Source organism: Streptomyces sp. NPDC107581, assembly GCF_055657175.1.
In genome coordinates this window covers 160,738-175,490 of the sequence record NZ_JBVKBH010000007.1, presented here as the reverse complement: position 1 = coordinate 175,490, position 14,753 = coordinate 160,738, and the positions used below count along the sequence as shown (strand labels likewise).

4 protein-coding genes are annotated in these 14,753 nt (G+C 69.7%); 3 read left to right on the top strand and 1 reads right to left on the bottom strand.

Annotation, left to right across the window (positions count from 1 at the left end):
* Window positions 1-128: 128 nt before the first annotated feature.
* Window positions 129-2,075 (bottom strand): glycosyltransferase family 2 protein, encoded by a 1,947-nt coding sequence (locus ACZ7P3_RS19585; RefSeq protein ID WP_472083280.1) that lies wholly within the window; start codon window positions 2,073-2,075, stop codon window positions 129-131.
* 611 nt (window positions 2,076-2,686) lie between these two features.
* On the opposite strand from ACZ7P3_RS19585, the gene ACZ7P3_RS19580 reads away from it, so the two are divergent.
* From ACZ7P3_RS19580 to ACZ7P3_RS19570, 3 genes are all read left to right on the top strand, one after another.
* Window positions 2,687-4,096 (top strand): integrin alpha, encoded by a 1,410-nt coding sequence (locus ACZ7P3_RS19580; protein ID WP_472083278.1) that lies wholly within the window; start codon window positions 2,687-2,689, stop codon window positions 4,094-4,096.
* Between the two features lie 41 nt (window positions 4,097-4,137).
* Window positions 4,138-7,749 carry a LamG-like jellyroll fold domain-containing protein gene (locus tag ACZ7P3_RS19575; RefSeq protein WP_472083276.1) on the top strand — a complete coding sequence of 1,204 codons (3,612 nt, stop codon included), beginning with the start codon at window positions 4,138-4,140 and terminating at the stop codon, window positions 7,747-7,749.
* Window positions 7,750-7,843: 94 nt separating this feature from the next.
* On the top strand, window positions 7,844-14,752 hold the full coding sequence (locus tag ACZ7P3_RS19570; protein ID WP_472083274.1) for an RHS repeat-associated core domain-containing protein: 6,909 nt from the start codon (window positions 7,844-7,846) through the stop codon (window positions 14,750-14,752).
* Window position 14,753: the final 1 nt, after the last annotated feature.

Genomic DNA, 14,753 nt, shown 5'->3' with positions numbered 1-14,753 from the left:
GCCCGCCGTCACGCGAACCCCGGTGTCGCCGAGCCCCGGCCGCCGCCGTCCCGGCGGCCTCGACGTCACCGAGCCCCGGCCGCCGCCGTCCCGGCGGCCTCGACGTCACCGGGCCCCGGCCGCCGCCGTCACTTGATCCGTCCGACGACCGCCTTCACCAGCTGGGTCCGCGCGACCTGGAGGACGAAGCCTGCCTCGCCGGGGACCGGCTTGGCGTACCAGGGCAGCGCAAGTCGGCGCCACTTGGCCGCGGGCAGGTTCTTGGGCAGCGGGGGCAGGGGCGAGGCCCAGTTCGCCAGCCGCAGTTCGCCCGTCCACTGTCCCGACGCGAGTGTGCCGACCGGTATGCGTACGACGAACCCTCCGTCGTCGCCGGTACGGCGGGCCGGGAACGTGGCGACCGCGCCCTTCCCGGCCTTCAGGACGGCCTTCAGTTCGCCGTCCGGGTGGGCGGCCAGGGTGCACCGGCCGGTGACCTCCAGCTCGGCCGGGGCGTCGGCGGCCCAGCGGGCGGTGACGTCGACGCCCAGGTGGGACCGCACCTTGTGCTTGGCCTCGCCGAGGTCGAGGGTGAAGTTGCCGTGCGGCTTGGTGGTGTAGAGGGTGACGGCCCGCAGCGCGGCGCCGTCGCTGACGACCCGGGTGCTCGCCTTCCCGGACACGCCGTCCGCCCGCTTGCTGCCGATCCGGACCTCCTTGGACAGGCCCTGGGCGCCGATCGCGAGCGAGATGTCCCAGAGTCCGTCGGCCAGGGGACCGCCGTCGGCGGCGGTGGTGAAGTCCACGGCCGCCTCGAATCCGGCCAGCTCGTACGAGAACCGTCCCTGGTCCTCGTCCGCGCCGAGTCCGGGGGTCGCGGTGCGGGTGACGGGCAGGCGGTACTCGACACCGCTGTCGCGCTCGCGCAGGACCAGGCCGGTGCTGACGTCCAGGGTCTCCACGCGGTGCAGGTAGCCGTGGCCCGCGAGGTGCAGCACGGTGCCCTGCATCTCCGCGCGGCCGACGTGGTGCCGGGTGCCGATCTGCGTGGTGACGTCGTAGCAGGTGTCGGGGACGGCGCGGGCGGGATCCCGGAGGAAGGGATAGCGGGCGTAGGCGCGGCCGTCCTCGATGAGCAGGGGAGTGGCCGGAGCGCCGGCCCCCAGGCTCCGCTCGAACCGGACCAGCTCGACGAGTTCGTCGAGCATCTGGTGCCGCACCAGGTGCAGCCGCAGCCGTGCCATGGCGGAGAAGCGCTCGTTCAGGCCCTCGTGCCACAGCGGTTCGATCGTCTGTGCGAGCTGGGCGAGGGCCTTCTCCTGCTCGGGGCGCGGCTCGCGGACCAGATGGCCCAGCAGCTGGGACACGTCCACGGTCAGGTGCCGGTGCGCCAGGTGGTCGCGGCCGGGGCCGGCCGGGACGTGCTCCAGCAGCATGTCCACCACTCGGGGCAGGAACTTCAGCCGGGGCTCCGTCCCCCCGGTCCGCAGGGTGATGTTGCCGCTGTCCTCGCGCTCGACCCAGTAGAGGCAGTCGTAGTCGGCCACCACCGAGATGCCGGAGGCGTGGATGTAGGCCTGCCCCACGAAGAGCTGGTCCTCGCCGATCTTCAGGTCGACCGGGAACCGCAGCCGGTGCCGTTCGAGCAGCTCCCGGCGGAAGAGCTTCATGGGGTTGAGCGTCCAGTAGACGCGGGAGGAGTAGAGGTCGGCCTTCGGCTGGTTGCGCTGGAACATCGACTTGGGCGCCCCGCGCCCGCCGACGCCGACCATCTTGCCTAGGACCACGTCGGTGCCGTTCTCCTCGGCCGCGGCCACCACTCGTTCCAGGGCCTCCGGGCCCAGGTGGTCGTCGGCGTCCAGGAAGAACACGTACCGGCCCCGGGCGTGGTCGAGGCCCAGGTTGCGGGGGGCCGACGGGCCGCCGGAGTTCTCCTGGTGGATCACCTGGAGCAGGCTCGGGTACACCTGGGCGAGGCGGTCGAGTTCCTCGCCGGTGCCGTCGGTCGAGCCGTCGTCGACGGCGATGATCTCCAGGGCGTCACGCCCGATGGTCTGTTCGGCGACGGAATTGATGCACCCGGTCAGATAGGGCATCGCATTGTACGCAGCAATAATCACCGAAACGGTTGGCCCGGCCATCGTAAACGCTCTCCATGAAAACTGGTATGCGCAATCGCCTCGATGGCATCGAGGGTGATGTCGATATCCAACCGAGATTTAATTTGCGTAAGAGGAAGCCAAGAGAAGCTTCAAGACACATGAAGGTAGCACGATGTTCGCGTACCCGTCATGTGAAGATCCAGTGAATCGGTGGTGACCTGGCTTGATGTCATAGCGAGGCGGTGGCCGATTTGTCCCTGTTAGATGAGGAACGCTTACCTCCGGTTCGTTGCGGCGCATAAGGCGATGATGGTCACGGTCTGTGTACCCGCCGTGTGCGGCCAGTCGGCCCGTCCGGCCTTGACGATCTTTATTTGGCTCGTATTTAGTCTCCCTTTACGTCATTCATGGGCCCGTCTTACTTCGGCGTGCCCGAAGGTAAGAACGAGGGGTGGGGTGTGCGTACGCGTACACGTCTGACGGGAATGCTGGCGGGAATAGCCGGCGTATTCCTGGCCGCAACAGGGGTTGTGGCGCTGGGGTCGCCGCCGGCGGCGGCGGCCACATGCACGGGGGGCACGTCGAGCGATTTCAACGGCGACGGAGTGACCGACACGGTCATCGCCGACCCGGACGCCACGGTGAACGGAGTCAAGAACGCCGGACTCGTCCGGGTCGTGCTCGGCGGCGGCAAGGGCGTCTCGGAGATCTCCCAGGCGACCCCCGGCATGAACGCGGCGCCCGAGGCCAGTGATCACTTCGGCTTCTCGCGCACGTCGTACGACGCCGACGGGGACGGCTGCACGGACCTGGTGGTCGGCACCCCCTTCGAGGACATCGCCAAGGACGGCAAGCAGCTCGTCGACGCCGGGGCGGTCTACGTCGTCCACGGCACGCCGACCGGCATCGGCGCCGGCTCGAAGATCGAGGGATACACCCAGACACAGCTCGACCCGACCACCGCCACCGAGGCGTACGACTGGTTCGGCTACACGGTGCGGGCGGGCTCGACGTCGAGCGACAAGCCGTATCTGGTGGTCGGCGTGCCCGGTGAGGACGTCACCGTGGACGGCCACACCTATGTGGACGCCGGCTGCATCGAGTACGTGCAGGGCACGACGGTCGTGCCGGTGAGCGAGAACGACCCCGGCGTGCCCGGCACCGTCGAGGCGAACGACCGGTTCGGCTACTCGGCGGGCGGGACGAACCGGTACTTCGCGGTCGGCTCGCCCGGCGAGGCGATCGGCGACCAGGAGTTCGCCGGCGGCGTCGCGATCTTCAGCCACACCCTCTCCGGCGGGCTGCCCACCCCGCTCGTGGGCATCGACCAGGACAGCACCGGCATCGGGGGCGTCCCCGAGACGGGCGACGGCTTCGGCACCTCGATCTCCCTGACGAACTACCGGCCGAGCGACCAGACGTACAACTCCGACGCCCTCCTCGCCATCGGCATCCCGGGCGAGGACATCGGGACCACGGCGGACGCGGGCGGCGTCGAGGTGGTGCGGGTGCAGCCGTCCGGCGCGTTCTCGCAGGTCGCGACGTTCGACGCCAGCACCACGGATGTCGAGGGCGACCCGGTCGCCGGGGACTTCATGGGACAGCGGGTGACGATCGCCAACACCGACACAAGCGTCGTCACCACGACCGCCGACATCCGCCTCGCCGTCGGCGTCCCCGGCAAGGACACCGCCACCGTCAAGGACGCGGGCGCGATCCAGGTCTTCCGTCCGCTGGACACCGCGATCGGCGCGAACGACAAGCTCCTCACCCGGGGCTCCGGCCTGCCGGGCACCGCCACCGCACGCGACTACCTCGGCATGGCCCTGGCCTCCGGGACCACGAACCTCTACGTCGGCGTGCCCTACAGCAAGGCCGCCGACTCCGCGAAGGGCGCGCTGTACGTCCTGCCGTGGACGGACGCCGACGGGACGACCGGCACCGGGACCACCACGTATCTGCCCGGCTCGGGCGGGCTGCCCGACGCGGGCGAGGCGTTCGGAACGGTCGGATGAGCGACGGCCACCAGACTTCGGGGAGAAGGAACCACCGCACGATGAAGCTCCGTACGGGCGGCAGACGCCGTAGCGTCGCCGCCGCCACCGCACTCGCCGCGCTACTGGCGACCGGCCTCGGTGCCGTACCGGCCGCGGGACAGACCGCGGCGAAGGCCGGCGCCCGCGGCGCAGGCCAGGCCAAGGGCGCTCCGGCGCTGACCGAGGCCGCCGCCCGGGCCGCGGCCCGCAGGTCCGGCGACCGGGTGGAGATCCTCAGCCTGCGCGACGAGCGCAGCACCACCTACGCCAACCCCGACGGCACGTTCACGACCACCGAGTACGTCCAGCCGGTCCGCACCCGTGTCGACGGCCGGTGGAAGGCCATCGACACCACGCTGGTCAGGCAGAGGAACGGCTCGTACGCGCCGAAGGCCGCGCTGTCCGCGATGGCGTTCTCCGGCGGCGGCGACACGACGTTCGCCGAGATCCAGCAGGACGGGCGCTCGCTCTCCCTCGACTGGCCCGACAAGCTGCCCGAGCCGAAGGTCGACGGTCCGACCGCCACCTACGGCAATGTCCTGCCCGGCGTCGACCTCAAGGTCACCGCGAGCGCCGAGGGCTTCTCGCACGTGCTGGTCGTCAAGAACGCCGAGGCGGCCGCCAACCCCGAGCTGGACAGGCTGCGGCTGCCGGTCGACACCTCCTCGGTGAAGCTGAAGGAGACCGGTGACGGCGGTCTCGCCGCCACCGACGCCGGCTCCGGCGGCACCGTCTTCGAGGCGCCGCACCCGGTGATGTGGGACTCCAGCCACGCGACCGTGGACGAACCCGCCACCGACGGCGTGAGCACCCAGACGCCCCCCGAGGGCGCCCAGGTCGCCGACGTCGACGTGGACGTCACCTCGGACACGATGACACTCACCCCCGACAGCGGCCTGCTCACCGACGCGGACACGGTCTACCCGGTCTACATCGACCCCGTGGTCAAGACCGCCAACCGCAGCTCCTGGACCATGGTGTCCTCGCACTACTCCGGCACCTCGTTCTGGAAGTTCGACGACGACGAGGGCGTCGGCCTGTGCCCGTCCGACGTGTCGTACCGCTGCTCCAGCTCCTCGGACGTCAAGCGGCAGTTCTTCGGGATCCCGACCAGCACCTTCGAGGGCAAGCACATCGTCAGCGCGGAGTTCGCGGTGACCCAGGTGTTCACCTACAGCTCCAGCGCCCGCGAGGTGCAGCTGGCCCGGGTCAACAGCACCGGCGCGAGCGCGATCAACTCGTCCACCACCTGGTCGAACCAGCCCTCCTCCAAGGAGACGATCGCCACCAAGTCGCCCACCGAGACGGCGGGTTCGTGCACGTCCACCAACCAGAACGTGCGCTTCGGGGTGACCGGCACCATCCAGAAGGCGGCCGACAGCGGCTGGGGCACCACCACCTTCCGCCTCAAGGCGGGCAGTGAGTCCGACACGTCGTACTGGAAGCGGTTCTGCGGCAACGCGCACCTGGAGGTGACGTACAACCGGCCGCCGCTGGAGCCGGCCCAGAGCGATCTGAGCATGGTCCCCGGCGACACCTGCGAGTACGGCCACGCCACGGATCACTACGTGACCGAGTCGCCGACCCTGTACGCCGTCATCAAGGACTACGACCACAACGACACGGGCTCCAACAGCGAGAGCCTGCAGGCCCACTTCAAGGTCTGGTGGACCAGCGGATCCACCGAGGTCGTCCACTACGCGACGACACCGAAGAAGACCACCACGGGCACCGGCCAGACCGGTCAGGCCACCTTCAGGTACACCGTGGGTGACGACATCTCGGGCGACGGCGAACCGGGCTTCACCGTCCCGCAGAACACCACCATCGCCTGGTCGGTGCAGGGGTACGACCAGAGTGCCTACGGCGCCTGGTCGTCCGACGGCGACCAGACCCGCTGCGAGTTCATCTACGACAACACCAAGCCCAAGTCCGCCGCCATCACATCGACGGCCTACCCGGCCGACGACGCCTGGCACACGGGCGTCGGGGACTACGGCTCCTTCACCATGGACTCGCCGTCCGCCGACGTGACGGCGTATTCGTACTACTTCACCGGCCCGCAGGCCGACACCACGAAGAAGAAGATCACCCCCGCCACGGCCGGCGGCCCGGCGACCGTGCGCTGGATGCCGCCGAGCGAGGGCTCCTACACCCTGCACGTCACCGCCATCGACGGCGCGGGCAACCCGCAGAAGACACCGACCGCCTACGTCTTCCTGGTCAGCGACGGCCGGGCGCCCGTCGCCGGCTGGACCCTCGGCGACGCCAAGGGCGCCACGAAGGCGGCCGGCAGCAGCGGCACGCCCGACGCCACCGCCGGCTCCGGGGTGACCTTCGGCGCCGGGGGCCCGCTCGGCTCGACCGACACCGCGGCCTCCTTCGACGGCACCGAGAACGCCTACCTGGACGCGGGCGCGCCCGCCGTGGACACCGGGAAGACCTTCTCGGTGAGCGCCTGGGTGATGCTGCCCGCGCTGCCCGCCCAGAACATGACCGTCGTCAGCCAGGACGGCACGGCACAGCCGGGCTTCGAGCTGGGATACGACGTCGACTCCGCCTCCTGGACCTTCCGCATCCCGCTCAGCGACATGGAGTCGCTGGGCAGCTGGAAGGTCTCGGGCGCGGTGGCCGTCCCCGGCGTCTGGACCCACCTCATCGGCGTGTACGACGCCGAACTCGGCAAGATGATGCTGTACGTCAACGGCGCCCTCGTCGCCGACGACGTCCAGGCCCGCCACACCACCTGGAGCGCGAAGGGCGCCGTGCAGATCGGCCGCAAGCTCTCCCCGGGCGGCTACATCAACCAGCTCAAGGGCAGCGTCGCCGACGTCAAGCTCCACGACCGGGTCATCCCGCCCACCGAGGGCCAGGAGCTCGGCGGTATCAAGCCCCACCAGCTCGGCTACTGGCAGCTGGACCAGGCGGCCGGCACTCTCTCGCCCGAGACGAACGGCGGCACCGGGCTCACCCTGGGCGGCGGCGCCTCCGTCTACGTACCGGACGAGTCCTGCGACCCGGAGGCCGACCCGGACTGCGTGCCCCCGGCGCCACCCCTGTGGGGCGACGGGAACCTGGTCCTCAACGGCAGCGGCGCCTACGCCACCCGCGCCGGGACCGGACCGCTCACCGCACAGGACAGCTTCACCCTGACCGCCCGTGCCCGGCTCGCCTCGGCGAACCCGGCCGCGGACGAGACGGTGCTGTCCCTGGCGGGCGCCAACGGCAGCGCGATCAAGGTCAGGTACCAGGCCTCCAGCGACCGCTGGCAGCTGGTGGTGACCAGCGCCGACGCGGCGGCCCCGGTGACCACCACACTGCTCGACAACGCCGACCCGCCCAGCTCGGAGGGCGACGGCGACCACCTCGCGCTGGTCTACAACGCGGTCTTCGGTGACGTCCTGCTGTACGTCAACGGCACCGCGGTGGCCGACGCGTCCTGGGACAACACCTGGGACTTCAGCACGACGAGCCTCCAGGTCGGCCGTGCGCTGACCGGGAAGACGGCGGGCGAGTACTTCTCCGGCGCCGTCGACGAGGTGCGCATGTACCAGGGGCCGCTGGACGCCTCGCTGGTGACGACCGTCGCGGTCCTGCCGGCCGGCGCCAGCATCGACGAGAGCCCCGCGTAACCATCCCGGCGCACGGGCGGGCGGCCACGGTGCCGCCCGCCCGTCTCGGCATGCGCACTTCCCTTTCCAACCCCCCCGATCCAACGGAGAGTTCATGTCCTCGCCTCCCTGGTTCCGGTCCATCGGACCGGCCTGGCGAAGCGGCCGAAGGCGGACGGCGCTGGTCCTCGGACTGGCCCTGTCCATAGGGCTGCTTCCGACGTACGCCCCCGAGGCCGTGGCCCACGACGGCCTCACCAAGCCCAAGACCCAGACCAGCCTCGACAAGCCGGTCCACGGCAGGAACGCCACTGCCGAGACCTTCAAGAAGACCGACCAGGCCAGGAAGGCCGCGGTCAGGAAGACCCACAAGGCGCACTGGCCCAAGGCCGGCAGCGCCCGGCTCGACCTCTCCGGCAAGGCGGCCAGGGCCAAGGGGCTGCCGCTGTCGGCCAAGGCGGCCGGCGGGAAGAAGGGCGCCGGTTCCGTCCGCGTCGAGGTCCTCGGCCGCAAGGCCGCCCGGGCCGCCGGCGTGGACGGTGTCCTGTTCACCGTCGCCCGCGCCGACGGGGCCACCGCCAGGGGCGCGGCCCAGGTCACCCTGGACTACTCGGACTTCGCCGACGCCTACGGCGGCGGCTACGCCTCCCGGATCCGGCTCGCCCAGTACCCGGCGTGCGTGCTGACCACCCCGCAGAAGAAGTCCTGCTCCACGCCGACGTACCTGAAGAGCAGCAACGACGAGGCGAAGCGGACGGTCACGGCGACCGTGCAGGCGGCCGGTGACACCTCCGGCCCCTCCACCCAGCTGCTCGAAGCCGGCTCCACCGGCTCGGCCGGCTCCGGGGCCACCGTCCTGGCGGCCACCGCGGGCAGCAGCGGTGACGGCGGCGACTACAGGGCGACCAGCCTCGCGGCCTCCTCGCAGTGGGGCGTCGACACCAGCTCGGGCGCGTTCACCTGGTCGTACCCGATGACCACCCCGCCGGTCCCCGGCGGCCTGCAGCCGACGGTCGGCCTCAGCTACAACTCGCAGTCCATCGACGGCCAGACCGCGACCACCAACAACCAGGGCTCGTGGATCGGCCAGGGCTTCTCCTACGACCCCGGCTACATCGAACGCAGCTACAAGCCGTGCGCCGACGACGGCCACGACGACACCAACGGCGACGAGTGCTGGGCGTTCGACAACGCCACGCTCTCCCTCACCGGCGGTACCTCCGGGCAGCTCGTCAAGGACGACAAGACCGGCGAGTGGCGGATCGGCTCGGACGACAACTCCAAGGTCGAGCACCTGACCTCCGCCACCAACGGTGACAACAACGGCGAGTACTGGAAGGTCACGACCTCCGACGGCACCCAGTACTACTTCGGCCTCAACCGGCTGCCGGGCTACGCGAGCGGCAACGAGGAGACCAACTCCACCTGGACCACCCCGGTCTACGGCGACGACTCCGGCGAGCCCTGCTACAACGCCACCTTCGCCAGCGCCTACTGCACCCAGGCCTGGCGGTGGAACCTCGACTACGTCGTCGACCCGCACGGCAACGCCATGTCGTACTTCTACGGCACCGAGACGAACTACTACACGCAGGGCCTGAAGACCACGGAGAACGGCAAGTCCTACATCCGCGGCGGCTACCTCAAGCGCATCGACTACGGTCAGCGCGACGGCAAGGCGTACTCCGCCAAGCCGGCCGCCCAGGTGGTCTTCAGCACCGCCGAACGCTGCGTCGGCTCCCTGACGGACTGCTCGGCCGGCGCGCTGAAGGACTCCACGGCCGCCGACTGGCCGGACGTCCCGTGGGACCAGAACTGCGCCTCCGGCACCAAGTGCCCGGGCCAGAACTCACCGACCTTCTGGACCCGCAAGAAGCTCACGAAGATCACCACACAGATCCGCACCGGTGACACGACGTACTCGCCGGTCGACGAGTGGAGCCTCACCCACGTCTTCACCGACAACGGCGACGGCTCCAGGTCGCTGTGGCTGAGCAGGATCGACCACACCGGCAGGACCGGCACCGCCGTCTCGGTACCGTCCGTCGAGCTGTACGGCACCCAGCTGCCCAACCGCGTGGATCAGACCGGCGACAACCTCCAGCCGTTCTACCGCTTCCGCCTGTCGGGCGTGAAGAACGAGTCGGGCGGCGCGCTCAGCGTCAACTACGCCGACCAGCAGTGCACGCCGAGCAACGTCCCGGCGGAGGACTCCTCCACCAAGCGCTGCTTCCCGGTGAAGTGGAACCCGCCGGGCCACACCGACCCGATCCTGGACTGGTTCCACAAGTACGTGGTCGCCTCGGTCGTCCAGACCGACCTGACCGGCCGGAACCCCGACCAGATCACCTCCTACACCTACCTCGGCGACGCCGGCTGGCGGAAGACGCCGGCCGACGGCATCACCAAGACCGAGGACCGCACCTGGAGCGACTGGCGCGGCTACGGCAAGGTGCAGGTCGTCACCTCCGACGGCACCAACGACCCCTCCAACACCAAGACCGAGCACGTCTTCTTCCGCGGTCTCGACGGTGACGTCGACAAGGACGGCCACACCCGCTCCGCGACGGTCACCGACTCCAACGGCGTCTCCTACGACGACTCCGACTGGAAGGCCGGCCAGGAGCTGGAGACGGTCACCTACAACGGCTCCGCCGTCACCGAGCGCTCGGTGACCGTGCCGTGGACCGCGGTGACCGCGACCGAGACCCATGACTGGGGGACGCACAAGGCCCGCTACGTCGCCACCGGTTCGGCGGACACCTACACCGCGCTCGCGGCCGGCGGCTGGCGGCACACCGCGTCGACGACGACGTACGACGACGCGACCGGCCGCGAGGTCAGGGCCGACGACGCGGGCGAGGTCGGGGTCGCGGACAACCAGTGCACCCGCACCGAGTACGCGGACAGCGCGAGCGCGCACATCTACTCGCTCGTCTCGCGCGTGGAGAAGGTCGGCGTCGACTGCGCCACCACCCCCGACCGCGCGAAGGACGTCATCTCCGACGACCTGACCTACTACGACGGTTCGACGACGCTCGGTGCGGCCCCCACCAAGGGCGACGTCACCACGACCAAGCGGCTGTCGGCGCACGACGGCACCACGGCCACGTACCAGACGACCGCCGTGACCACGTACGACGACTTCGGTCGTCCGCTCGTGGTGAAGGACGCCGACACCGCCTCGTCCCCGACGAAGTACACCTCCTCGACCGCCTACACGGACACCTACGGTCTGGCGACCAGGTCGACGGTCACCAACGTCGACGGCTGGACGACCTCGACGGAGTACGCGCCCCAGTGGGGCCAGCCGACGTCGAAGACCGACGCGAACGGCAAGCGGGCCGACCTCGCCTACGACGGCCTCGGCCGTCTGGTCTCGGTCTGGCTGCCGGACCGTTCCAAGGCGTCCGGCCTCAGTGCCTCCCTCAAGTACGAGTACCTGATCCGCGGGGACGCCGGCCCGACCGCCGTCCACACCCAGAAGATCCAGGCCGACGGGACGACGTACGGCAGCGAATGGGCCCTGTACGACGGCTTCCTGAGGCCCCGCCAGGACCAGACGGAGGGGCCCGGCGGCGGCCGCATGGTCGCCGACACCCTGTACGACGGCTCCGGCCGGGTGGTGAAGGTCAACGACACCTACTACGCCTCCGGTGCCCCGTCCGCGACGCTCTTCCAGCCGGTCAACGCCGACCTCGACGCGCAGACGGTCACCGAGTACGACGGCGCGGGCCGCACCACGGCGACCGTCATGAAGGTCCAGGGCACGGAGAAGTACCGGACGACGTACGCGTACGGCGGCGACCGCGTCACGACGACCCCGCCGAAGGGCGGCGTCAGGACGACCGCGGTGTCCGACGCCCGCGACCGCACGACGACCCGGATCCAGTCCCCGTCCGACGGTGACGCGGTCACCACGTCCTACGGCTACAACGCGGCCGGCCGGCTGACGAACGTCACGGACACCAAGGGGAACACCTGGTCGTACACCTACGACCAGCTGGGCCGCAAGAAGACGGCGACCGACCCCGACACCGGGGCGGCCTCGTACACGTACGACGCCATGAACCGGCAGACCTCGGTCACCGTCAACGGCGACAAGACGTCCACGGTCTACGACGAACTGGGCCGCGCGGTCTCGACCTGGCAGGGCGAGGCCAACACCGGCACCAAGCTCTCGGTGACCAAGTACGACACGGCCGCCAAGGGCGAGCTGTACGGCGTCTACACGTACAAGGACGGCGCGGTCTACTCGTCGGTGACCTACCCGGTCCTCGACCCGGACAACGACTACAAGCCCACCTCGACCAAGTACTTCCTGTCCAAGACGGCCGAGCCGCAGCTGGGCGGCACGTACGAGTTCACCACCCAGTACAACCGGGACGGCTCGCTCCAGGGCCAGGGCCTGCCGGCGGCGGGCGACCTGTCCGCCGAGGGACTGTCGTACGTCTACGACGGCCTGCAGCGCCCGACCGGCCTGAACACCTCCCTCGCGGGAGGCAGTTACGTCACCGGCGCGTCGTACTCGCCCACGTCGAACCTGGAGCAGCTGGAGCTGTCCACGGGTGCGTCGGGCGCACCGAAGACGTGGATCACCAACTCCTTCGAGGCGGGCACCGACCGGCTGACCAACTCGCGGGTGGACGTCGAGGGCGCGTCGAGCGTCGCGTACGACTCGAACTACACCTACGACGACGCCGGCGACATCCTCTCCATCGCCGACACACCGACCGGCGGCACGAGCGACGTGCAGTGCTTCGCCTACGACGGCCTCGGGCGGCTGTCGTCGTCCTGGACGTCCTCGGTGACGTCCAACGACGCCAAGGGCACCGGCGGCACGGACGCGTCCTGCGCGTCGGGCGCCTCGTCCTCGACGGTGGGCGGGGTCTCCCCGTACTGGAACGAGTACGGCTACGACGCGATCGGCAACCGCACCAGCGAGGTCCGGCACGGGCTGAACGGCGCGGCGACCTCCAGCCGGACGTACGCGTACGGCAAGGGTTCGGGCCCGGACGGCAAGGACTCCGGCCCGCACACGGTGTCGTCGATCGTCCAGAAGACGGACGCGACGAGCACCACCCCTGAGGTCGCCTCCCGGAACACCTACACCTACGACGTCTCCGGCAACACCACCAAGCGCGTCCTGGACGGCGACACTCAGTCGCTGGCCTGGGACAAGCAGGGTGAGCTGAACACCGTCACGAACGCCGACAACTCGGTGACGACGTACCGGTACGACGCCTCGGGCGCCCGGATCCTCCGGGACACCCCGAGCGAGAAGACGTTCTACCTGCCCGGCACGGAACTGCACCTGGACAAGTCCACCTCCAAGGTGACGGCGACGCGCTACTACACCTTCGGCGACACCACGGTCGCGATGCGGGAGGCGGACGGCGTCCACTTCCTGGCCTCGGACCACCAGGGCACGGCGGAGCTGGCGGTCGACGGGAAGACGGGTGCGACGACCCGTCGCCGCTCGGACCCGTTCGGCAACACGCGGGACGAGTCCTCGTCCTCGGGCTCGGGCTGGGTCAACGACAAGGGCTTCGTGGGCGGCACCGTCCAGGCGTCCACGGGTCTGATCACACTCGGCGCCCGCGAGTACGACGCCGACACGGGCCGCTTCCTCTCGGCCGACCCGATCGTCGACTACACCGACCCGCAGCAGATCAACGGCTACGCGTACGCCGACAACAGCCCCGTCTCGAACAACGACGCGTCGGGCCTGCGGCTGGCGAACTGCGTGGGCGGCTGGAACGAGTGCGGGCCCGGGCCGTCCAAGCACCGGGGCGCCTATACGGACGACCCCAACGGCCACCCGATGAGCCGCTCCGGCGGCAACACGACGTACACGCCGGCGCAGGCCAAGGCGGACGCCGCCAAGGTCCAGGAGGACTCGGCCAAGCAGAAGGCGATCGCGATCGCCAAGGAGCTCGGCAAGATCGCCGCGGACGAGCTGGGCATCACGGACGCGCTGGACTGCTTCACCACGGGTGCGCTGGGCGCCTGCGGCAACACCGCGGTCAACGTCGTCTCCTCCTTCATGGGAGGCGGCCCGCTCGCCAAGCTGGCCAAGAAGTACTTGCTCCACTGGGGCAAGGCGGAGGCCCTGGCGAAGCGCATCTGGGGCCTGGGCAACAAGCTGCTCGACACGTTCAACGACTGGCGCAAGAGCCGCAAGGAAGCGCGCCGGCTGGCAGCGGCGGCCAAGGAGTGCAACAGCTTCACACCAGACACCTTGGTGCTGATGGCCGACGGCTCGACGAAGAGGATCGCGGACGTCAGGATCGGCGACAAGGTCCTGTCCACCGACCCGAGGACGGGGAAGACCAAGGCGGAGACCGTCTCCGCCGAGATCAAGGGCACCGGTCTCAAGCACCTGGTCAAGGTCACCGTCGACGTCGACGGGAAGAAGGGCTCCAGGACGGCGTCGGTCACCGCGACCGACGGACACCCGTTCTGGGTCCCCGAACTCCACGCATGGCTGCGCGCGACCGACCTCAGGCCGGCCGAGTGGCTGCGCACCAGCGCGGGCACGCGGGTACAGATCACCGCGGTCGAGCGGTGGACGACCCTGACGGCCACGGTGCACAACCTCACGGTCGGTGAGGTGCACACGTACTATGTGGTGGCCGGCGCCGCTCCTGTCCTTGTCCACAATTGCAACGGGGCGAAGCTCGAACTCACCTACATGGACGAGTGGGGCCCGGATGAAATCGCCGCTGCGGACGCGAAGGTAAAGGCACTCAATGACGCGGGTCCGCTGACAGTCACCTCCGTCAAGCGATCAGGAAGTGCGGCGTCCAAATGGCGCAAGGCCGGAAATCAGACCGTTCCCGGATCTGACATCGACCATACGGTCGACCTGCAACTCGGTGGAGCGGACGAGGTGTCAAACATGAACCCGCTCAATAGATCGGTCAACCGAAGTCTGGGATCCCAGATTTATTGGCAGATGAAGTCCAAGGGGTTGCAGCCGGGCGATACAGTATGTAGCGTTACGATTTCGAAACGCTGTTAGG